This window comes from Brevundimonas sp. KM4, from assembly GCF_000964075.1.
In the GTDB taxonomy this organism is placed as follows: Bacteria; Pseudomonadota; Alphaproteobacteria; order Caulobacterales; family Caulobacteraceae; genus Brevundimonas; species Brevundimonas huaxiensis.
The window spans coordinates 121,169-141,822 of the sequence record NZ_JZRG01000006.1 but is presented as its reverse complement, the minus strand read 5'-3'; the positions used below and the strand labels follow the sequence as shown (position 1 = coordinate 141,822).

At 67.1% G+C, this 20,654-nt stretch carries 24 protein-coding genes and 1 pseudogene; 11 read left to right on the top strand and 14 right to left on the bottom strand.

Features of this window, described 5'->3' with window-relative positions:
• Positions 1-22: 22 nt before the first annotated feature.
• Genes argB through dapD form a run of 3 tightly spaced genes read left to right on the top strand, consistent with a single transcriptional unit; the run spans position 23 to position 2,474 of the window.
• Complete coding sequence (gene argB / locus VH88_RS03525; RefSeq protein WP_045810017.1) at positions 23-952, top strand: acetylglutamate kinase; 930 nt, start codon at positions 23-25, stop codon at positions 950-952.
• Positions 949-1,608 (top strand): pyrimidine 5'-nucleotidase, encoded by a 660-nt coding sequence (locus tag VH88_RS03520; protein ID WP_197070978.1) that lies wholly within the window; start codon positions 949-951, stop codon positions 1,606-1,608. The genes argB and VH88_RS03520 overlap by 4 nt, the downstream gene beginning before the upstream one ends.
• Positions 1,605-2,474 (top strand): 2,3,4,5-tetrahydropyridine-2,6-dicarboxylate N-succinyltransferase, encoded by an 870-nt coding sequence (gene dapD / locus VH88_RS03515; RefSeq protein ID WP_045810016.1) that lies wholly within the window; start codon positions 1,605-1,607, stop codon positions 2,472-2,474. The genes VH88_RS03520 and dapD overlap by 4 nt, the downstream gene beginning before the upstream one ends.
• Here dapD and VH88_RS03510 read toward each other — a convergent pair whose 3' ends face one another.
• The 7 genes and pseudogenes from VH88_RS03510 to VH88_RS03480 all read right to left on the bottom strand — a co-directional run bounded on the left by VH88_RS03510 (position 2,475) and on the right by VH88_RS03480 (position 8,836).
• Entirely contained in the window at positions 2,475-3,812 is a 1,338-nt protein-coding gene (locus tag VH88_RS03510) for a HAMP domain-containing sensor histidine kinase (RefSeq protein ID WP_052689478.1), read from the bottom strand. It abuts the gene before it with no gap.
• A 141-nt stretch (positions 3,813-3,953) separates the two neighbouring features.
• A pseudogene (locus tag VH88_RS03505) lies at positions 3,954-4,449 on the bottom strand (ferritin-like domain-containing protein).
• Between the two features lie 90 nt (positions 4,450-4,539).
• Positions 4,540-6,474 (bottom strand): threonine--tRNA ligase, encoded by a 1,935-nt coding sequence (gene thrS, locus VH88_RS03500; protein WP_045810015.1) that lies wholly within the window; start codon positions 6,472-6,474, stop codon positions 4,540-4,542.
• 3 nt (positions 6,475-6,477) lie between these two features.
• Positions 6,478-6,708: a membrane protein insertion efficiency factor YidD gene (gene yidD, locus VH88_RS03495; RefSeq protein ID WP_039243812.1), complete on the bottom strand. Its 231-nt coding sequence runs from the start codon at positions 6,706-6,708 to the stop codon at positions 6,478-6,480.
• A 78-nt stretch (positions 6,709-6,786) separates the two neighbouring features.
• Positions 6,787-7,242: an iron-sulfur cluster assembly scaffold protein gene (locus VH88_RS03490; protein ID WP_045810014.1), complete on the bottom strand. Its 456-nt coding sequence runs from the start codon at positions 7,240-7,242 to the stop codon at positions 6,787-6,789.
• Between the two features lie 55 nt (positions 7,243-7,297).
• Positions 7,298-7,957 carry an HAD-IA family hydrolase gene (locus tag VH88_RS03485; protein WP_045810046.1) on the bottom strand — a complete coding sequence of 220 codons (660 nt, stop codon included), beginning with the start codon at positions 7,955-7,957 and terminating at the stop codon, positions 7,298-7,300.
• A 42-nt stretch (positions 7,958-7,999) separates the two neighbouring features.
• A complete protein-coding gene (locus VH88_RS03480; protein ID WP_045810013.1) occupies positions 8,000-8,836 on the bottom strand; it encodes a tetratricopeptide repeat protein in 837 nt (278 codons plus the stop codon).
• An 86-nt stretch (positions 8,837-8,922) separates the two neighbouring features.
• Here VH88_RS03480 and VH88_RS03475 point away from each other — a divergent pair, with 86 nt between their 5' ends.
• Entirely contained in the window at positions 8,923-10,308 is a 1,386-nt protein-coding gene (locus tag VH88_RS03475) for a M17 family metallopeptidase (protein WP_045810012.1), read from the top strand.
• On the opposite strand, the gene VH88_RS03470 is transcribed toward VH88_RS03475, so the two are convergent.
• Positions 10,309-10,782 (bottom strand): hypothetical protein, encoded by a 474-nt coding sequence (locus VH88_RS03470; protein ID WP_045810011.1) that lies wholly within the window; start codon positions 10,780-10,782, stop codon positions 10,309-10,311.
• Positions 10,783-10,961: 179 nt separating this feature from the next.
• On the opposite strand from VH88_RS03470, the gene VH88_RS03465 reads away from it, so the two are divergent.
• The gene (locus VH88_RS03465; protein ID WP_045810010.1) at positions 10,962-11,744 is read left to right on the top strand and encodes a C40 family peptidase; all 783 of its coding nucleotides are present in this window, start codon (positions 10,962-10,964) and stop codon (positions 11,742-11,744) included.
• Here the strand turns inward: VH88_RS03465 and mmcB are convergent.
• From mmcB to thpR, 4 genes are read right to left on the bottom strand one after another with little or no spacing between them, the layout of a single operon-like run.
• Positions 11,741-12,184: a DNA repair putative endonuclease MmcB gene (mmcB, locus tag VH88_RS03460; protein ID WP_045810009.1), complete on the bottom strand. Its 444-nt coding sequence runs from the start codon at positions 12,182-12,184 to the stop codon at positions 11,741-11,743. The genes VH88_RS03465 and mmcB overlap by 4 nt on opposite strands.
• A 45-nt stretch (positions 12,185-12,229) precedes the next feature.
• Positions 12,230-12,754, bottom strand: a complete 525-nt coding sequence (locus VH88_RS03455) for a lipocalin family protein (protein WP_045810008.1) — start codon at positions 12,752-12,754, stop codon at positions 12,230-12,232.
• A gap of 57 nt (positions 12,755-12,811) precedes the next feature.
• Positions 12,812-13,348: a GNAT family N-acetyltransferase gene (locus VH88_RS03450; RefSeq protein WP_045810007.1), complete on the bottom strand. Its 537-nt coding sequence runs from the start codon at positions 13,346-13,348 to the stop codon at positions 12,812-12,814.
• A gap of 44 nt (positions 13,349-13,392) precedes the next feature.
• Positions 13,393-13,932 carry an RNA 2',3'-cyclic phosphodiesterase gene (gene thpR, locus VH88_RS03445; protein ID WP_045810006.1) on the bottom strand — a complete coding sequence of 180 codons (540 nt, stop codon included), beginning with the start codon at positions 13,930-13,932 and terminating at the stop codon, positions 13,393-13,395.
• 130 nt (positions 13,933-14,062) lie between these two features.
• Between thpR and VH88_RS03440 the strand changes: the two genes are divergently transcribed.
• Positions 14,063-14,812 carry a Bax inhibitor-1/YccA family protein gene (locus tag VH88_RS03440; protein WP_045810005.1) on the top strand — a complete coding sequence of 250 codons (750 nt, stop codon included), beginning with the start codon at positions 14,063-14,065 and terminating at the stop codon, positions 14,810-14,812.
• 97 nt (positions 14,813-14,909) lie between these two features.
• Positions 14,910-15,539: a hypothetical protein gene (locus VH88_RS15910; protein WP_156146735.1), complete on the top strand. Its 630-nt coding sequence runs from the start codon at positions 14,910-14,912 to the stop codon at positions 15,537-15,539.
• Between the two features lie 5 nt (positions 15,540-15,544).
• Here the strand turns inward: VH88_RS15910 and VH88_RS03430 are convergent, their stop codons facing one another.
• Positions 15,545-15,880, bottom strand: a complete 336-nt coding sequence (locus VH88_RS03430; RefSeq protein WP_045810003.1) for a DUF2794 domain-containing protein — start codon at positions 15,878-15,880, stop codon at positions 15,545-15,547.
• Between the two features lie 321 nt (positions 15,881-16,201).
• The gene (locus VH88_RS03425) at positions 16,202-17,533 is read right to left on the bottom strand and encodes a trypsin-like peptidase domain-containing protein (RefSeq protein WP_197070977.1); all 1,332 of its coding nucleotides are present in this window, start codon (positions 17,531-17,533) and stop codon (positions 16,202-16,204) included.
• Between the two features lie 171 nt (positions 17,534-17,704).
• Between VH88_RS03425 and VH88_RS03420 the strand changes: the two genes are divergently transcribed.
• The 4 genes from VH88_RS03420 (at position 17,705) to VH88_RS03405 (ending at position 20,644) form a co-directional block, all read left to right on the top strand.
• Entirely contained in the window at positions 17,705-18,004 is a 300-nt protein-coding gene (locus VH88_RS03420; protein WP_045810002.1) for a DUF6356 family protein, read from the top strand.
• 81 nt (positions 18,005-18,085) lie between these two features.
• Positions 18,086-19,246, top strand: a complete 1,161-nt coding sequence (gene rlmN / locus VH88_RS03415; protein ID WP_045810001.1) for a 23S rRNA (adenine(2503)-C(2))-methyltransferase RlmN — start codon at positions 18,086-18,088, stop codon at positions 19,244-19,246.
• Positions 19,247-19,357: 111 nt separating this feature from the next.
• Positions 19,358-19,798 carry a DUF350 domain-containing protein gene (locus VH88_RS03410; protein WP_017506264.1) on the top strand — a complete coding sequence of 147 codons (441 nt, stop codon included), beginning with the start codon at positions 19,358-19,360 and terminating at the stop codon, positions 19,796-19,798.
• Between the two features lie 12 nt (positions 19,799-19,810).
• The gene (locus VH88_RS03405; protein ID WP_045810000.1) at positions 19,811-20,644 is read left to right on the top strand and encodes a serine protease; all 834 of its coding nucleotides are present in this window, start codon (positions 19,811-19,813) and stop codon (positions 20,642-20,644) included.
• The last annotated feature ends 10 nt before the right edge of the window (positions 20,645-20,654 follow it).

The following is a 20,654-nucleotide window of genomic DNA, read 5'->3' as shown; positions in this document are numbered from 1 at the left end:
CCCCCGCTATCTCGCGCGCGTGATGAACGAAACAGAGCGCCAGTCGGAAGAACGCAGCTGGGAGACGGCGAAGACGCTCGCCGAGGCCTTGCCGTATATTCAGGTGTATGACCGCGAGACCGTGGTCATCAAGTATGGCGGCCACGCTATGGGCGAGAGTGCCGTGGCGCGTCAGTTCGCGGCCGACGTCGTGCTGCTGAAGCTGATGGGGGTCAACCCGGTCGTGGTCCACGGGGGCGGGCCGCAGATCAGCGCCATGCTGGACAAGGCCGGGGTGAAGTCCAGCTTCGTCGATGGGCTGCGGGTTACCGATCCGGCGACGATGGAAGTCGCCGAGATGGTGCTGTCGGGCGCAGTGAACAAGGAGATCGCGCACTGGATCACCATGGCCGGCAAGGAGGCGGACGTGCGCGGCGTCGGCTTGTCGGGCAAGGACGCCGGTTTGCTGACCGTCGAGAAGACGCGCCGCACCAAGCGCGACCCCGACAGCATGATCGAGCACGAGGTCGACCTGGGCTATGTCGGCGAGCCGACCAAGGTGGATCCCAAGCTGATCGCCGGCCTCATCGCGTCAGAGACCGAAGACTGGGTGCCGGTTATCGCCCCGATCGGCGTGGCCGAGGACGGACAAACCTACAACGTCAACGCCGACACGGTGGCGGGCGCCGTGGCGGGCTCGCTGAACGCCAAGCGGATGCTGCTGCTGACGGACGTGCCGGGGGTCAAGGGCGCGGACGGCGACATCATCCGTCAGATGACGCTGGAAGAAGCGCAAAACCTGATCGACACGGGCGTCGCCACCGGCGGCATGATCCCCAAGCTGGAGACCGCCATGGCCGCCGTTCGCGCCGGCGTCGAGGCGGTGGTCATTCTGGACGGCCGTCGCCCGCACGCCATGCTGGTCGAGTTGTTCACAGAGTTCGGCGCCGGCACCCTGGTGAAGGCGTCTTGATCGATCTGTCGCATGTGCGCTCCTGGGTGTTCGACATGGACGACACCCTGTATCCGCGCGAGCAGGGTCTGATGCGGCTGGTGCAGGCGCGCATCAACGCCTTCGTGGTCGAGGCCGTCGGGCTGGAGCCCGAGGCTGCGGCCGCGATGCAGCGCCAGTTTCTGGACGAGCACGGCACGACCCTGGCCGGGCTGATGGCCAACTATGCGGTCGATACCGAACGGTTCCTGCGCGAGGTGCACGACGTGCCGCTGGACGGGGTCGAGCCCAATCCGCGTCTGGCCGAACGGCTGAAGGCTCTGCCCGGTCGTTGCTATGTGTTCACCAATGGCGCGCGCGACTACGCACATCGTGTTCTGGAGCGGATCGGCGTCGCCGAGTGTTTCGAAGGCGTCTTCGCCATCGAGGATGGGGATCTGACGCCCAAGCCCAATCCCGCGACCTTCCGCCGGATGCTGGAGCAGTTCGGCATCGATCCGCACCGATCCGCCTTCTTCGAGGACACGCCCAAGAACCTGGAGCCGGCCAAGGCGCTGGGCATGGCGACGGTCCTGATCGGCGACGGGCATGGCAAGCCGATCGGGCCGCATATCGATCATGTGGCCCCGGACCTTCTCGACTTCCTTTCCGACCTGACCTTCAAGGACGCCGCATGACCGATCTGTCGCATCTCGAATCCGTCGTCGAGGCCGCCTGGGAACAGCGCGCCGAGGTGTCCGCCGCCACGCATGGCGAGGTGCGCGACGCGGTCGAGACCGCCTTGGCCCTGTTGGATTCCGGCCAGGCGCGCGTCGCCTCGCGCGGCACGGATGGCGTCTGGACCACGCATCAATGGCTGAAGAAGGCGGTGCTGCTGTCCTTCCGTCTGAACGACAACCAGATCATGCGGGCGGGCGCCCCGTCCGTCATGCCGCTGTCGGTGGATCATCCCGTCGCCGTTGGTCCCTTCTGGGACAAGGTGCCCAACAAGTTCGGCGACTGGACCGCGTCGGATTATCAGTCGGCCGGCTTCCGCTCGGTGCCCGGCGCCATCGTCCGTCACGGTGCGCATATCGCCAGGAACGTGGTGCTGATGCCGTCGTTCGTGAACATCGGCGCCTTCGTCGACGAGGGCTCGATGGTGGATACCTGGGCCACGGTCGGATCCTGCGCCCAGATCGGCAAGAATGTGCACCTGTCGGGCGGCGCGGGCATCGGCGGCGTTCTGGAGCCGCTGCAGGCCAATCCGACCATCATCGAGGACGGCTGTTTCATCGGCGCCCGCGCCGAGGTCGCCGAGGGCGTGATCGTGCGCGAGGGCGCGGTCCTTGCCATGGGCGTCTATCTGTCAGGCTCGACCAAGATCGTGGACCGGGCGACCGGCGAAGTGTTCCGTGGCGAGGTGCCGGCCTATTCGGTGGTCGTGCCGGGGTCGCTGCCGGATCCCAATGGCGGGCCGTCGCTGTATTGCGCCGTGATCGTCAAGCGTGTGGACGCGCAGACGCGGGCCAAGACCGGCGTCAACGAACTGCTGCGCGACTGATCAGGCGGCGACGCGAACCGATTCGATCCGGGGCGCGTTGAACGTCGCGTGAAGGGTGAAGGTTGATCCTTGGCCGGGGGTCGATGTCACGGTGATCTCGCCGTCCATCAGGGCGGCCAGACGCTGGCAGATGCTGAGGCCCAGGCCGGTGCCGCCGAACTTGCGGGTGGACGACCCGTCCACCTGAGAGAAGGGCTGGAACAGGCGCGTCAGATCGTCGGCGGCGATGCCGATTCCGGAATCGGCCACCCCAAGCCGCAAGGTCGTGCGGCCCTCGCCTGCCGGCTCGCTGTCAATAATCAGGCGAACTTCGCCCTTGGGCGTGAACTTGATGGCATTGGCCAGCAGGTTATGCGTCACCTGCGCCAGGCGCAGCGGGTCCATTCTGAGAAGCGGCGGCAACGGGCCGCGGAGGTCGGTCGTGAAGGTCAGGCCGCGCGCCTCGGCCTGCGCCTTGAACGGGCCCGTCAGCCGGGCGGCGAGGGTCTCGGCTTCGACATCGACAAAGTCCAGCTCCATCTTGCCGGACTCGATCTTGGTGATGTCGAGGATGTCGTTCAGCAGCACCATCAGACCTTCGCCGGAGTTGCGGATGACGCTGACGAATTCGGTCTGACGCTCGGTCAAATCGGACATCTGCAGCAATTGGGCGGCGCCGAGCACGCCGTTCATCGGGGTGCGCAGTTCATGGGAGATGACGCCAAGAAAGCTGGATTTGGCTGCGCTTGCGGCGTCGGCGCGATCGCGGGCGGTTTCCAGCTCGGCGATCAGTTCGGCCTGGCGGCGGTTCACAGCCTCCAGATCGTTATCCTTCATCTGGGTGATGGCCACCTTGACGACCAGGGTCAGCGCCAGGAGAGGGATAGTGCTAAGCACGACGGCGAAGCCCGGCGTTCCCCACAGCATGGCAAGCAGGACAATGACCACCAAGGAGTAAGGCGTTGAGACGATCAAGGCCTCGTGCGGCGCCGCGCGCATTTGGGTGAAGACCAGAACGTATCCGGCGATCAGCAAGGCGATCCCGAGCGGCACGCCATAGGTTTCGCCATATATGAAGGCCAGCAAGGGCGCGGCAGCCCAGGCGATGCAAGACAGCGTTGCGGCCGCCAGCCTGAGAATTCCGTGAGTCGTCGCGTCCGATATCATCAATCGACGCTCGACGAACGTCCTTAACAAACCCGACAACGTGGCTATGGCGAACCAGGCGAAGGCGGTCTTCACGTCGGTGACGGTGAGAAGGGCCATCGCCCAACTGGCAATGATCCAGTACCGCATATGTCCGACCTCGATCAGATGCTGCAGAACGGTTCGCTGCGGCGCGGTCTTGGAATGCGTCATCGTAAGGGTCTCTCGGCCGATGACTCAGCCTGGAGGGGGCGGCCTAAAATACGATAAACGCCCGCTATTTTGTCGATTTGCGTCCGGTTTCGCGCGTTGGAATGAGTAAGCGGGAGGCGGCCGCAAGGCCGCCTCCGTACATTAGTCGGCCTTCATGGCTTCGGGGTTGACGGCGGCGTCGGCGATGCCGGTCAGGTCTTCGTCGGTCTGGGATTCCTCCTGCAGGGTCTCGTCCAGAAGGGCGGCGGCCTTCCATACCCAGCACCCGGGCCCACCGCTTCAGGGTGCCGTAACGGGTGATCTCATAGTGTTCGACAGCCTGGGCGGCGGCCAGCAGGCCCGCGTCGAGGGCGGGGTTGTCCTTGTACTCCTCCATGATCTCTTCACCCTCGGCCAGAATGCCTTCGATGGCGTCGCACGTCTTGCCGCGCGGGGCCTTGCCGATGATCTCGAACACCTGCTGCAGGCGTTCGATCTGGCCCTCGGTCTGGTCCCTGTGCTTTTCGAAGGCGGCCTTCAACTCAGGCGATTGGGCCGCACGAGCCATCTTGGGCAGAGATTTCAGGATTTTGCGCTCGGCGTAATAGATGTCCTTGAGCGTGTCATGGAACAGGGTGTCGAGGGTTTTCTCGGCCATGGTCGATCTCGCAAATCGTGGGTGGGGCGCTGACGCGCACCCCACCACAAGCGGTTCGACCGGCTTACGTTCCTGTGTCCAAATTCGCGCTTAGATCGTCGCCGCTCTCTTCAGATCCGGCGGTGTCGCCTCGTCGGTCAGGAGCCGGATCGCTTCCTCGACCGAAACCACGGTCTGGGCCTGGGAGCCCAGGCGGCGGATGGCGACCATGCCGTCTTCGGCTTCCTCCCTGCCAACCACGGCGATGACCGGGACCTTGCCGACCGAGTGTTCGCGGACTTTGTAGCCGACCTTCTCGTTGCGCAGGTCGACCTCGGTGCGCAGACCGGCGGCCTTGAACCGTTCCATCACGTCGCGGGCGTAGTCGTCGGCGTCAGAGGTGATGGTGGCGACCACGGCCTGGGTCGGGGCCAGCCACAAAGGGAAGGCGCCGGCGTAGTTTTCGATCATGATGCCGATGAAGCGCTCGAACGAGCCCAGGATCGCCCGGTGCAGCATGACCGGGCGGTGCTTCTGGCCGTCCTCGGCGATGTAGGTGGCGTTCAGACGTTCGGGCAGAACGTAGTCCAGCTGGATCGTGCCGCAGGTCCATTCGCGGCCGATGGCGTCCTTGACGATGAAGTCCAGCTTGGGCGCATAGAAGGCGCCGTCGCCCTCCGTGACGACCGGCTCGGTCCCGGCGGCGCGGGCGGCCTCGGCCATCAGGGTCTCGGCCTTGTCCCAAAACTCGTCCGTGCCGGCGCGGTTTTCGGGGCGAGTGCCCAGGCTGATGTAGGCCGTCTCCATGCCCAGGTCGGCGTGGACGCTGCGGGCCAGTTTGATGAACTCGGCCGTCTCCTCGACGATCTGGTCTTCGCGGCAGAAGATGTGGGCATCGTCCTGGGTGAAGCCGCGCACGCGCATCAGACCGTGCAGCGATCCCGACGGCTCATAGCGATGGCAGGCCCCGAACTCGGCCATGCGCAGCGGCAGTTCACGATAGGACCGCTGGCCCTGGTCAAAGATTTGGACGTGGCCGGGGCAGTTCATCGGCTTAAGGGACAACTCTTCGCCCTCGACCGTCTCGCAGACGAACATGTTAGGGCGGTACTTGTCCCAGTGCCCGCTCTGCTCCCAGAATTTGCGGTCCAGCACCTGGGGCGTCTTGACCTCGACATAGCCGGCGGCGTCCAGGCGGCGGCGCATATAGGCTTCCAGCACGCGCCACAGGACCCAGCCCTTCGGGTGCCAGAAGACCATGCCCCGGCCCTCTTCCTGCATGTGGAAGAGCTCCATCGCCTTGCCGACCTTGCGGTGGTCGCGCTTTTCGGCCTCTTCCAGCCGCTGCAGGTGGGCGTCCAGATCCTCCTTGGTGGCCCAGGCGGTGCCGTAGATGCGTTGCAGCTGCTCGCGCTTGGAATCGCCCCGCCAATAGGCGCCGGCCAGCTTGGTCAGTTTGAACGCCTTGCCGACGTGGCGCGTCGAGGGGAAGTGCGGGCCCCGGCACAGGTCAATCCAGTCGCCCTGCTTATACAGGGTGATGGTCTCGGTGCCCGGCAGGTCGCGGATCAGCTCGGCCTTGAACTTCTCGCCGCGCGCCTCGAAGAATTGGATCGCCTCGTCCCTTTCCCAGACCTCGCGCTCGAACTTGGCGTCGCGGTCCACGATCCGACCCATCTCCTTTTCGATGGCGGCGAAGTCGTCGGTCGAGAACGGCTCTTCGCGGTAGAAATCATAGTAGAAGCCGTCCTCGATCGCCGGACCGATCGTGACTTGGGTGCCAGGGAACAGGGTCTGGACCGCCTCGGCCAGGACGTGGGCGGTATCATGGCGGATCGTATAGAGGGCGGCGGGGTCGTCGCGCATGATCAGGCGAAAGTCGCCGCCCGTCTCCAGCACCCGGCCCATGTCGCGTTGCTCGCCGTTCAGTTCGGCCAGCACGGCCTTCTTCGCCAGCGACGGCGAGATCGAAGTCGCGACGTCGCGCGCCGTCGAACCGGCCGGGTATTGGCGCACCGCGCCGTCGGGGAATTTCAGGTCGATCATATGTCAGTCTTTAACTGGCGGGACCGGGTCGTATCCCGATCCCCCGAAGGGATGGCATTTACAGAGCCTGCGCACGGTGAGCCACCCCCCCTTTACCGGGCCGTGCTGGATCAGGGCGTCGCGCCCGTAATCCGAACAGGTCGGCAGGAACCGGCACTGCTGGCCGATCAGGGGAGACAGCGTCAGCTTGTAGCCCCGATGGGCCGCGCGCACGCCGCGTTCGTAGAGAGACATATGTCCCTTCGCCGGGGGCTTGAGAGGTTTGCCGCGCTTATCCCCTGTTGCAGCAGGGGGATCAACCGGTCCTGCCCGTCAGGCCGCGCCGGCGAGACGCGTTCGGGCGGCGAGGGCCTTGTTCACCGCCTCCAGCGTCGCTTCGATGGAGACGAGGGTGGAGGCGTGCCGGGCGGGGTAGTCGGCGACCTGTTTCAGCAGACGCAAATCCTCGAACCGACCAACGGGGCCGTCGCCGCCGGATTTCAGCATGGCGATCATGGCGTCGCGGGCGTCTTTGAGATCATCGACCGACGCGCCGATCACCGATTGACCCAGAACCCCGGCGGCGGCCTGGCCGAGGGCGCAGGCTTTGACGTCCTGGGCGAAGTCAGCGATGCGGCCTTCGTCGTCCAGCGTCACATCGACCGTTGCGCGCGACCCGCACAGTTTCGCCACCCGTTCCCCGGTGCCCTGAGGCGTTGGCAGACGCCCAGCATGCGGCAGGTTCGCCGCCAGCGACAGGATGCGGGCGCTGTAGAGGTCGTCGATCATGGGGCGAAGATAGGCGCTCAATCCTCCCCCGTGAAGCGCGGCGTGGGGGGAAGGATTACAGCGTCAGGACGAGACGTTCGTCGGATCGGACTTCCAAACTCGCATCCGCGTAGTCCACCAATGTGGGATGATCGGTCTCCAGCGGATGGGTCCAGGCGGCGGTGACGACCAGCACGTCGGCGCCGGCCGCCTCGCCCGCCTCGATGCCGGCCTCGGCGTCCTCGAAGACCAGGCAGTCGGCGATGTCGAAGCCCAGGGTCGCGGCGGCCTTCAGATAGCCCGAGGGGTCGGGCTTGCCGCGTTCGACGTCCTCGGCGGTGATCATGACGGCGGGCGGCGTGACGCCTGCGGCCTTCAGCCGGGCGCGGGCGAGGGGGACCGAGGCGGAGGTGACCACGGCCCAGCGGTCGGGCGGCAGGCGTTTGACGAAGTCGACAGCGCCGGGGATGGGGGCGACGCCGTCCACATCCTCGATCTCGCCGCGTTCGACCCAGGCGACCTCGGCGTCCAGGTCGATACCGGGCAGGTTCTGGCGACGAATGGTGTCGATCGCGCGCACGCCGTGGATGGTGGGAACGAAGGCGGCGATATCCAGCCCGTGGCGCTCGGCCCAGCGGGTCCAGACACGCTCGGCGGCCAGGGTCGAAGTGATCAGGGTGCCGTCCATGTCGAACAGGAAGGCCTGATAGGCGCGGGACGCGGGGAGGGCGGTCATGGCCTCATCCACCACGCGGGCGATCAGACCGCAACGGGCGGATCAGCCGCCTTGCAGCGAATTCCAGGTGCGGGCGGTGTCGGTCGCGGGCGACGGACTTGCCGCGCCGCCGCCGGACGTCGTCGCGCCGCCCGTGCTGCGCGAACGCAGCCATTGCAGGTTCTGCTCGGCCTGTTCGGGCGGCAGTTCGCGGCGCAGGATCTGTTCGGCCTCGCCCATCTTGCCCTGAAGGCCCAGCACCATGGCCAGGTTCTGGCGCACCTTGGCCGAGGCGGTCGGCTGGGCCACGGCGCGACGCAGCAGGGTCTCGGCGCCCGGCGCGTCGCCATGCGTCAGGGCGGCGGTGGCCGCATTGGTCAGGACGTCGGGATTGTCGGGCGACAGGGCCAGGGCCTGGTTCCAGGCAGCGCGGGCGTCGTCGGTGCGACGCACCTGCTCATAGGCCACGCCCAGAAGAGAGTAGGGGCGCCAATCGCGTGGCGCCAGGTCGCGCGCCTGCTCCAGCGGCGCGACGCCATAAAAGGCCTGGCCGCGCGCGATGTGGGCGCGGCCCAGCTCCAGCAGGGCGTCCAGATTGTTGGGCTGGACCGTCAATGTCGCCTGCGCGGCCTCGGCCGCCTGATCGTATCGCCCCAGCTCACGCAGGGCCTGGGCCAGTTTCACGCCCGCCACGGCGTCGGTCGGATCGGCCTGCTGCTCCGAGGCCCAGAAGACCGAGCGCGACAGGGCGTCCATCCGGTCATAGGTGGCGCGCACCGCAGCCGACGACGGCGCGCGAGCCTGGGCCGCCGTCGCCGCCGTCGGATCGGCCGCCAGCGCCGGCGTGCCGGACAGGGCGATCAGGGCGACGGTTGCGAGAAGGGCGGGCATGCGCGACATGGGTCAGGTCCAGACGGTCCTAGAGGTCTCGCCCCTAGAATCGCCGGTTCGCGTCAACCGATGGTTAACTTCGTTTCGAGGGCCTCATGTCCGTCTCGCATCCCCTGCTGGTGTCCGCCCGTGACGGCGACGGCGCCATTCCGATCCGCTTCATTCATGCGGGCAGCGTGCTGGACGGTGCGGCCCGCCGCTGGGGCGATCGGCATGGGTTCGAAGGCAAGCCGGGCCAGCTGCTGGTCGTGCCGGACGCGGACGGCGAGATCGGCCAGGTGGTTGTCGGCGCGGGCGCGACCTTCGACCCGATGAGCGTGCGGGGACTGTCGGCGCGGCTCCCGGGCGGCCTGTATCGGCTTGAGGTCGCCGCGCAGGACGCGGAACTGGCGACCCTGGCCTTCCTGCTGGGGGCCTATGTCTTCGACCGCTATAAGGCCCGGCCGGACCGGACGCCCGTGCGGCTGGTCGCGCCGGACGGTGTGGACGTCGCCGAAATCTCGCGCATCGCCGCCGCCTGCGCCCTGGCGCGCGAAATGGTCGATACGCCCGCCGCCGACATGGGGCCGTTGCAGATCGAGACCATCGCCCGCGAGATCGCAGAGAGCGCCGGCGCCGAGATCACCGTCACCACCGGCGACGCCCTGCTGGCAGACAACTATCCCGCTGTCCACGCCGTGGGGCGCGCCGCCGCCCCGCACCGGGCGCCGCGCCTGATCGAGATCGGCTGGAAGCTGAACCGGACCGACCTGCCGCTGGTCGCCCTGGTCGGCAAGGGGGTGGTGTTCGACACCGGCGGCCTGGACCTGAAGCCCGCCGCCGGAATGCGCAATATGAAGAAGGATATGGGCGGCTCGGCCCATGCCCTGGCCTTGGGGCGTCTGGTGATGCAGGCGGACCTGCCCGTGCGGTTGGTGGTCATCGTTGCGGCGGTCGAGAACGCCGTGTCCGCCGACGCCTTCCGGCCCGGCGACATCCTGAACAGCCGCAAGGGTCTGACGATCGAGATCGGCAATACGGACGCCGAAGGCCGGCTGATCCTGGCCGACGCCCTGACACGGGCCGGCGAGCATGAGCCCGACCTGACGCTGGACTTTGCGACGCTGACCGGCGCCGCGCGGATCGCCCTGGGGCCCGAGCTGCCGCCGCTTTACACAGACGACGAAGCCCTGGCCGCGGGGCTGCTTGCTGCGGCGGGTCAGGTGCGCGATCCCCTGTGGCGAATGCCGCTGTGGGCTGGCTATCGCGGCGCGCTGGACGCCGAGATCGCGGACCTGCGGAACGACCCGGCCGGCTGGGCCCAGGCCGGCTCGGTGACGGCCGCCCTGTTCCTGCAGAAGTTCGCCCCGACCACGGGGGCCTGGGCGCACATGGACATCTTCGCCTGGAACCCCCGCGCCCGCCCCGGCTATCCGGAAGGCGGCGAGGCCCAGGCGCTGAGAGCCTGCTACGCCATGCTGAAGGCCCGCTACGCGACGTAGTTAAGCGAAGGCGTAGGCGGGCTCGGGTTCAGGATCGCCCGACTGAGATCGCGGCGGTCGAGGCCTACTGACGCGTCGGCCCCGCGACCGCGCGCCTTTGATCCGGGCGACCAGTCTTCGAGCGAGGCCCTGCATCAGGTCGCGGCGCCGGATCAGGCCTCGCCAACCGGCGACCGCGCGCAGACTGACCGCCAGAACGACGATGTCGAAGATGACGGTCACGTCGAACATCAGAACCCAGGCCACCATGTCTGGCGCGGCCATGGAGAACAGGCGGACGCCTTCCGTCTCGAACAGCATGACGGCCGCCACGCCCACCAGAGCGACGAGGCCCAACCCTAATGTTCGACCGCGTGACAGGCCCGCTAGGAATCGCGCAGGCGTCTCGACGAGCCATTGCCTGAGGGCCGTGCCGACGACGCCTTCGTCAGCGAGGGTCAGGCCAAGAATGATCAGAACGCTCAGCAGCAGCATGGGGACCTTCCGGCGCGACGCCGCCTCAAGCCGAAATGGGCGCCCAAGGTGACGCTTCAAGACAGCATCGCGCCATCAAGAACGCGGTTCTGTTGGTTTTCTTTCGCAAAAGCGTCTCGCGTTAACGGCCCCTAAGCCATCGGGGGATAAGGCTGTGGGTTCAGCAATGCGAGTTCACGTTGACCGACGTCCTCGACCTTCTTCCGCCCGGCGACCGCCTCGTTCGCCCTGACCTCGCCGAACAGGCGCTGGAAGGGCTGGTGCGCGCAGACGCCTATCGGGCGACCGAGGCCATGCATTGTCGGGTCGCCGTGGCGGACATTTTGTCGGACGTTGACGGTCGGATCGACCAGCTTCTGCATGGCGAGATTTTCGACGTTCTGGATAGATCGAACGGCCGCGCCTGGGGCCGGGCGCGTCGCGACGGCGTCGTCGGCTGGGTCGTATTGGACAGTCTGTCGGCCGGCGCGCCGTTGGCGACGCACTGGATCGCCGGCGTGGATGCCGCCCTGCCGCTGAACGCTCTGGTGGTCGAGGCCACGGATGTGGCCGAGGCCGATCTGAAGCCGATCGGCGCATTCGAGGCGGATCTGGTCGCGGTGGCCGAGCGGTTGCTCGGGCGGCCGCATGAACTTGGCGCGCGGTCTTCGATCTCCACCGACTGTTCCGGCCTGGTGCAGCAGGCCCTGCTGGCGTGCGGCCTGCCCGGTCCCCGCCGGTCGGACGCGCAGGCCCAGATGGGGCGAGCCGCGTCTTCATCGGACCTCCAGCGCGGCGACATCGTCGTCTGGCTGGCGCCGAACGACGATAACGACTGGACCGGTCATTCGGCGCTGATGCTGGATGGCGAACGCATCATCCATGCGACAGGCGGCAAGGGCGTCGTGATCGAGACCCTGGCCGAGGTCGAGGCGCGTCTGATCGCCGAGGGCTTCGCGACCGCCGTGTTCCGCCGGCTCTAGTCCCTTAAGGTCCGCATCGCACCCAGCCGGGCGAAGGCCAGTGTCAACGCCTTGCGGCGGGCGGGGGCCAAGCTGACCACCGGCGCGTCTCGCACGACCGCCCCGCCGAAACCGTCTGCGACGATCTGCCCCGGGCCGTCGGGCAGGATGTCCTGTGGAAACTCGGGCGCGACGGCGAAGAAGAAGGCGTCGCAGAACGGTCCGTACTCGTGCCATTTGCGGTCGACGCGATAGTCCTCGACGCCCGACTTGACCTCGCAGATGACGATGTCGCCCTTGCGCCCGATCGCCATGACATCGGCGCGGCGACCGTTGGGCAGGCAGACTTCCAGGAGCGGCGCATAGCCCATATCCATCATCAGCCGCGCCGCGCCGCGCGTGACCGAAAGGGTGGTCTCGGGACGGCTGAAGACGAGTTCGAGATGGGCGACGGCGGACATGCCGAAAGCTTATGTTCCGCCTACGTTCCTATCGCAAGCGGCGCCTTAGAGGCCGGTGTGGACCAGGCGGGTGGTGCTGAAGCCCAGGGCGCGGACGCGGCTCAGAATGCGGTCGCGCTCAGCCTGAGAGGCATTCTGGTTGCGGTGCCAGATCCACCAGTTCGATTTGTCCGGCAGACCCATGATGGCCCAGCTGTAGTCCGGGGCATGGTCGTAGACCCAGTAGTTCTGGCCCGCCAGACCGCCGAAGCTGAGCAGGCCGGTCAGGCTGAACCGGAACTTGGCATTGGTCGTAGTGTCGGTGACGCGGGCGTTGGCGCGCAGCGTCTCGACCTTGCCGTCGGCGCGCCGGACGCAGGTGACGGTGATGGCGTAGCGGTCGGCGGCGCCCTGCGGCGTAAAGTCGATCTGCGCCCGGCTGCAGTCCTTCTGGACATTGTTGTGATTGCGCTCGATCTCGAACCACCGGCCGTCGAAGCGGTTTAGATCAACGTTCGACGCCTGGGCGAAGGCCATTGACGGCAGGGCGGCGAGGGCGGCGGAGGCGGCGATCAGGCTGGCGCGGAACATGGGCGTATCCTCGTTCGGTTTGAAAGGGATACGACGCGCCGACGCGTTCGGTTGTGATCAGCGCTTCAGGCGCGTCCGATTGATCGCCCATTCGTCGCGGGTCTGGCCCCACAGATCGATGGCGATGTCCTGGAGCGGTTCGGGCAGGAGGCCCGGCCCGCGATTGCGCGAACCCAACCGTGTCGCGACCGCCGCCGAGGGCAGGTTCTCGGGCGCGATGCAGTGGATCACGTCGTCCCAGCCCAGCACCTCGAAGGCGTAGTCCATCGTGGCTGCGGCCGCTTCGACTGCATAGCCCTTGCCGGTGGCGTCACGATGCAGGCTCCAGCCCACCTCGCGGCCGGGCCAGCCATAGGGGTGCAGCGGCCCGATGCGGCCAATCCACTGGCCGGTCTCCTTTTCCAGGATTGAGAACATCCCTTCGCCCGTCAGGGCCCACATGCCCGCGACGGTGCAGATCAGGCGCCAGACCTGGGGCGCGGGCTGGACCCCGCCGATGAAGCGGGCGGTTTCGGGATCGGCCATGAACTCAGTCCAGCGCGGAAAGTCCTCAACCGCCGGCGGACGCAGGATCAGTCGTTCCGTCTCCAGCATCGGCCCCAAGGTCACATGGGGCGGAACGGCGTATGCGGCAGTGGTCACAGCAGATACTCCCGCTCCAGTTCGTAATGGCTGCCGCTGTCGGTCAGGACGCTGGAATACAGGCCGAAGCGGTCGATGCGGATCGGCGGCGAATGCAGCAGATTGTGCCCCGACACCCAGGCGCCGAGCCGGTCGGGATTGGTTTGGGTCTTCAGATAGGCCAAGGTCACGTGCGGTTTGTAGGCGCGCGCCTCTATGCCGATCCCGGCGCGTTCGCCCGCGGCCTTGCAGCGCCCGGCGAGAACCGACAGGCGCTCGTTGGGCGTCTCGACCCCAGCCCACAGCGTGTGGCTGCGGTGGTCGTCGCCAAAACAGCCGACGCCCTTCAGCGCGATCTCGAACGGACCGCCCGTCACGCGCGTCAGTTCCGACGCCAAATCGTCGGCCCGACGTTCGTCGATCTCGCCATAGAAGGCGAGCGTGACGTGCAGGGCGTCCAGCGGCCGCCACCGTGCGCCGGGCAGGCCCGATTGCCGTCGTTTCAGCGTCTCTGCGACGTCGGGCGGCAGGGTCAGGGCGGTGAACAGACGAAGCATGCGACCGAAAGTAGCGGCCGGAACACAAGCCTCCAAGTCCGGTTTTCCTTGCAGCGCGGGCCACGGCTCACGATATTCAAAGCCTGTGACCGGAGAAGCCTCTCCGGCCAATCGGAGAAAGTTCGTCGCCATGAGCGATTTCAACAACGGATACGCCCGTCCTCTGCCGCAGACGGCCGACATGTCGGTCGACGCCGGCCTGCGCAGCTTCATGCTGGGCGTCTACAACAAGCTGGCCCTGGGCCTCGTGGTCGCCGGCGCCCTGGCCTACGTCACCGGCAATGTTTACGAAGTGCAGCGCCTGCTGTTCGTCCAGACGGCGGACGGCCGGATCGGCCTGACGATGTTGGGAATGGTCGTCCAGTTTTCGCCGCTGGTGATGCTGTTCGGCTCGATGTTCTTCATGAAGAACCCGACGGCCAAGGGCGTGAACATGCTCTACTGGGCCGTGGTCGCCACGATCGGCGCGGGCCTGGGCGTCCTGTTCCTGCGCTACACGGGCGGTTCGCTGGCCACCACCTTCCTGGTGACGGCGGCGGCCTTCGGCGGTCTGAGCTTGGTCGGCTACACGACCAAGAAGGATCTGACCGGCATGGGGACCTTCCTGATCATGGGCGTGATCGGCCTGATCATCGCCTCGATCGTGAACATGTTCCTGCAGTCCGGGACCTTCTATCTGATCATCTCGGGCCTGGGCGTGCTGATCTTCTCGGGTCTGATCGCCTACGACACCCAGCGTCTGAAGATGACCTACTACGCCTTGGGCGGCGACCAGAATGCGATGGGCGTGGCGACCGGCTTCGGCGCTCTGAGCCTGTTCATCAACTTCGTGAACCTGTTCCAATTCCTGCTGGCCTTCATGGGCGGCAACCGGAACTGACATCGGTCGAAAGACGGATACGGAAAGGGCCCCTCGCGGGGCCCTTTCTTTTTGCGCGCCGCTTGGTGATCCTGTGGGTGGGTTTGGGAGATGATCCGTGAAGGGATTTACGAAAGTCGTCGTCGCTCTGGCGGCTGCAATGTCTCTGACGAGTTGCCTGACTTTAGCGGCCTATCAAAGAGCGGCCGAAGAGCGGGCGTCCGATCGTTTCGGTGAGCCCGGAGCGGCGGAGAAGCCCTGGTTCGAAGCCGAGGGATTTCCTGTTTCCGGCACGCTCTCGCTGACCACGCACCTGACTCGTCCCGTTACTGGCGGTATGGGCTATGGTGCGAAGGAAACGCTGACCTGCGAGGGACGAGCCATCCGGTTGATTCCCGACACGCCTCGCAATCGCTGGCTATTGTCGGAACGTCTTGGATGGCCTCTCAAGGCGGAAGGGGTTTGGCGCATAGGCTTTATGGCGCATTGGAATTGGCCGGAGTCGACGACCTTCATTCGAGAAGGAACGTGCGGCGCAGGCGGCGCCTTCCACTTCGATCAGGCGCCCGATGGTCGCTACTTCGTCATGGCGAAGATTTCCCAGCCAGCCTACGAAACGGCTGACGTGAACATGGACTATGACGTCGTTCTCAAGCCGATCGTCGTCGTCGGCGGACCTGCCCGTCCGCAGGTCGACGTCGTCTTGGACGGTGATTCCTGGCTATCGCCCGTCTTGCGGGAGCAGTGAGACGATCACTCGACCAACTGAAACCGGCGGCCGTCAAAGACGCGCAGCACCTGGGCCAGGTCGCGGCCGCGTTTCAGGATCTGGCCGCCCTCGCCGATGACGGCCCACTGGCCCTGGCGGGTCTGGAGGGCGGGGCGCTTTTCGATGCGGTAGAGCGGGGCGTCGCCGCTGCGTCGGAAGACGGCGAATTCGGCGAAATCCTTGTGCCCGACCATGGCGTAGTCGCGCCATTCGCCCTGCGCGACCATGCGGCCATAGACCCTGAGGATCGGGTCCAGTTCGCGACGGTCGAAGAAGACGGGTCCGGGCGCCGGTGTCGTGTCGTAAGGGTTCAGGCTCATGGGTTCAACTTAGGCCGCTGGAGGCCCGATGCCAGAGGCGGCCAGGAAATCGACGCAGACACGAAATGGCCCCGTTTCGGTCCTTCGCCCGCCCGTATGCGCAACGAAATATCGATCATCGGCTCGTCGGAGTTCGGAAGCGTCCCGGATCCTGAACAGCCCCCCCAGCCCCCCTGGATGTTTCCAGTTTACGGGCTCCGGCGGCCGATGCTTCCTCCAAGCGAGCGCCCGCCCTGCCTTTCCCCTCCCCCTCCCTGGCAAGGCGGGCGTTTTGCTGTCTGGAGCCCGCCAGACAGCGCCACGTCGGCGTCTGACCCCGCCTTAGAGCGACAAGGTCAGGTTCAGGGTCTCTCCGTTTCTGAGCACGGTCGCCTCGACCGATCCCGAGGCGCCCTGCAGGGCGGTCGCGGCCGCGCGAGCGTCGGCGACGGGCGCGCCGGCGATGGCGGTGATCACATCGCCGGCCGTCAGCTCGGCCTGGGCAGCGGGCGAGCCGGCCGCGACGGCCGTGACCTGGGCGCCGCCGTCCAGGTCTCGCAGGGTCGCCCCATAGGCCAGCACCGACTGGGCGCCGACGATCACGGGCTGATCAGCAGGAGTCTCGACCGCCAGCGACGTGGTCGCCTCGCGGCCGCCGCGCAGATAGGAGACGCTGAGATCCGAGCCCGGCGCGGCGATGCCGATGGTGGCGTTGACCGAGCCGGCGTTGGCAACGGGGCGGCCCTGGATCCGGGTGATGACGTCGTTGTGGCGCAGGCCGGCGCGCTCGGCCGGCGATCCCGGCGCGACATCGGCGACAACGGCCCCACGCACGATGCCAAGATGCAGGTCGCGCGCGCGCTCGGCGTTCAGCGAGCCGAAGATGGCCCCGGTCGCGCCGCGCTTGACCTCGCCGGTCTTCTTCAGCTGGTCGGCGACGTAGAGCATGATCCGCGTCGGCACGGCGAAGGCGATGCCGTCGTTGCCGCCGCCCAGACCCCCCGACAGGATCGAGGTGTTAATGCCGATCAGCCGGCCCCGGCTGTCTAGCAGCGGCCCGCCGGAGTTGCCCGAGTTCACGGCCGCATCGGTCTGGATATAGTCCTCGACCGCATCGCCTAGCCCTGAGCGGTTCAGGCCCGAGATGACGCCCATGGTCAGGGTTTGGTCCAAGCCCAGCGGATAGCCGACCGCGAAGGCCAGGTCGCCGGTGCGCAGGGTGTCGGAATCCACCGTCTGGACCTGTTTCAGGTTCAGCGGCCGACCGTCGGGCGTGATGCGCAGCACGGCGATGTCGGTCGCCTTGTCCGCTCCGACCAGCACGGCGTCGAACAGGCGGCCGTCCGTCAGATCGACCGTGAACTTTCGCCCGCCCTCGACCACGTGATTGTTGGTGATCACCAGCCCCTCGGCCGCATCGACGATGACGCCGGAGCCGGAGGCGTAGGGTTTGGGATCGGCCGCATCCGAACTGGGACCGCGCGACTGGCCCAGGGTCGTGACCTGAACCACCGCCGGAAGCGAGCCCTCCAGCCCCGATGAAAAGCTGAAGACCCCGCGCCGGGCGTCATAGGGCAGGCCTGCCGCGCTCGATTGCGCCAGCACCGGCGTCGCTGAGGCCAGCAGGGCCAGGGCGGCGGCCATGGAGGAGGCGGGCGAAAGGCGGATCGGCATGGGCATTTCCTTGATCGAACGCCGACCCTAGACCGAGTTTTCGCTTCTGACGATGGGTCTGAAGCGAGCGGGTCGCGTGTCGGTCACGTCCAATGAACAGATTGCGATGGGGGTTGCGTCGCCGGCCGTCCGGCGTGACCATGAGGCGACGAAGCAGGGAAGGCCGCCGCCATGAGTCAGACGACGATCGACCGCCGCCGTTCGGGCTCGACCGCGTTCGACCGCCTGTTCCGCGACCATCCGCGCGAGGTCGACGAGACCTATCTGCAACATATGGCCGCCTCGGCTGGTTTCGGCTTCAAGCTGCTGGGTCTGGCCGGCGCCGCGTTCGCCCACGCGATCGTGCCGGGCGTGCACAAGACCACCGTCTCGACCGCGATCCGCAGCATGGCCAAGGACATGGGCGGCCGGGCCGAGGAGGCGCGCGAGACCCGGATGCGCGACGCCGGCGTCTGGGACGTGGGCCTCTAGGGCGGTCGAATCCGCCCCGGCCATGCAATCGCCGGGATCCGTGCTATATAGGCCTGCTCAACCTCACGCAGGATCGCCGCCTTGAGCATCACGCTCGATCTTTCGCGCGTCTCTAACGCGCCCGCCGTCAAGGCCCCCGTCAACCTCAGCGGTCTGACGCGCGCCGGCCTGCGCCAGGCCCTGATCGACGCGAACGTCTGTCCACCCGAGAAGGCCAAGATGCGCGCCAGCCAGGTGTGGAGCTGGATCCACCACTATGGCGTGACCGAGTTTTCGGCCATGAGCAATGTCGCCAAGGACATGCAGGCCAAGCTGGCCGAGCATTTCACCCTGGCCCGCCCCGAGGTCGTCGAGCGCCAGGTGTCCAAGGACGGCACGCGCAAATGGCTGATCCGCACCGCGCCGGGCATCGAGATCGAGACCGTCTATATCCCGGACGTTGGCCGCGCCGGCGCCCTGTGCGTGTCCAGCCAGGTCGGCTGCACCCTGAACTGCACCTTCTGCCACACCGGCACGCAGAAGCTGGTGCGCAACCTGACCGCCGCCGAGATCGTGGCCCAGGTTCAGGTCGCGCGCGACGACCTGGAGGAATGGCCGTCGCCCAAGGAAGACCGGCGCCTGTCCAACATCGTCTTCATGGGCATGGGCGAGCCGCTCTACAATTTGGACCACGTCGCCGACGCCATCGACATCATCTCGGACAACGAGGGCATCGCCCTGTCGCGCCGTCGGATCACCGTGTCGACCTCGGGCGTCGTGCCGCAGCTGCAGGCCTTGGGCGACCGCACGGCGGCCATGCTGGCCATCAGCCTGCACGCCACCAACGATGCGCTTCGCGACGTGCTGGTGCCGCTGAACAAGAAATACCCGCTCGACCAGCTGATGGCGGCCATCCGCGCCTATCCGGGTCTGTCAAACGCGCGGCGGGTGACGTTCGAATACGTCATGCTGAAGGGCGTCAACGATAGCCCCGAAGAGGCGCGCGCCCTGCTGAAGCTGATCGAGGGCATACCGGCCAAGATCAATCTGATCCCGTTCAACCCCTGGCCCGGCGTCGAATATGAATGCTCGGACTGGAAGACGATCGAGCGCTTCGCCGCCATCCTGAACAAGGCCGGCTACGCCTCGCCTATCCGCACCCCCCGCGGTCGCGACATCCTAGCCGCCTGCGGTCAGTTGAAGTCGGAAAGCGAGAAGATCAGAGCTTCTGCTCTGCGGAAGGCGGAGCAGGCGGCGGCCTGATCGTCACGTCCTCTCTTGATGAGAGGGCACAACCTTTGGATACATATTGTCACGCAGTGTGTCCCTGGCGCGCTTGCGGATTGGGGCGACAATCGGGCAAGGCGTCTGGGCATGGACCCCTCCTTGTCGAACGTCCTTTCCAGCGCCGAGGTGCAGGCTTTCGCCTCGGGCTTCCCGGTCATGGTGATGCACCTGATCGTGACCTTGCTGCTGCTCGCGGCGGGGGCGACGGTCTATGCCTTGCTGACGCCGTGGAAGGAGGTCGCCCTGATCCGTCAGGGCAATGTCGCCGCCGCTATCGCCTTCGCCGGCATTCTGGTGGGGTTGGCGGTGCCTCTGGCGGTGTCGCTGTCGGTGTCGACCTCGGTGCGAGACATCGCCATCTGGGGCGTGGCGACCGTGGTGCTGCAGCTTCTGGCCTTCCGGGTCGTGGACCTGCTGCTGACGGGCTTGCCCGAGCGGATCCGCCACGGCGAGATTTCGGCGGCGGTGGTGCTGCTGGGCGCCAAGCTGGCGACGGCCGTCATCCTGTCCGCCGCGCTGACCGGCTGATTGGCCGGAGCGATGCAGTTTCCCCGCCTGCCGGACTGGGCCATCTACTCAGCGGTGGCGGCCGTGTTTCTGGCGGTGTCCCTGGGGCGACGCGAGAACGCCGATGCGCCGCCGGTCGCGCAGGCCGACGCCGATGTGGCCGAGGGCGCGCTGTTGGGCCCCATCACCCCCTTTGACGCCGCCGTAACCGTCGATGCGGGCGAGGCGCCGTTCAAGCCGTCGTCGGGCACGGCCTTCTCCATCGCAGGACGGGGGCGCTGGGTGACGGCGCGCCATGTCGTCGAGGGGTGCCGCAAGCCGGCGCTTTTGGTGGGCGAGGGGCGGGCGGTCGCGGCCGACGTCCGTCTGGCGCCGCGCGCCGACGTCGCCTTGCTGATCACCGACGGCGGTCCCGCCGCGCTGCCGGTCGCGGTCGAGGCGCCGCTGCGCAAGGGGCAGCGCGCCTTCCATCCGGGCTTTCCTCAGGGGCGTCCGGGCGAGGTGACGTCACGCCTGTTGGGGCGCGAAACGCTGAAGGTCTTCGGGCGCGGCGCGCGCGACGAGCCGGTGCTGTCCTGGGCCGAGGTCGGACGCACCAACGGGCTTGAGGGCACATTGTCGGGTCTGTCCGGCGCGCCGGCCCTGGATGCGCAGGGCCGCGTCGTGGGCGTCACCATCGCCGAGGCGCCGAGACGGGGCCGGATCTATACGACGGCGCCGGAGACGTTCGGGCCGGCCATCCGCGGCGAACAGACGCCGGCCGACGACGCGCGCGGCCAGGCCATCACTACCGATGATTACGGCCAGGTGTCCAACCGGCTGAGGCGCGACCTGCGCGTGGCCCAAGTGGTGTGTCTGTCGGTCTAGCGGACGGAAA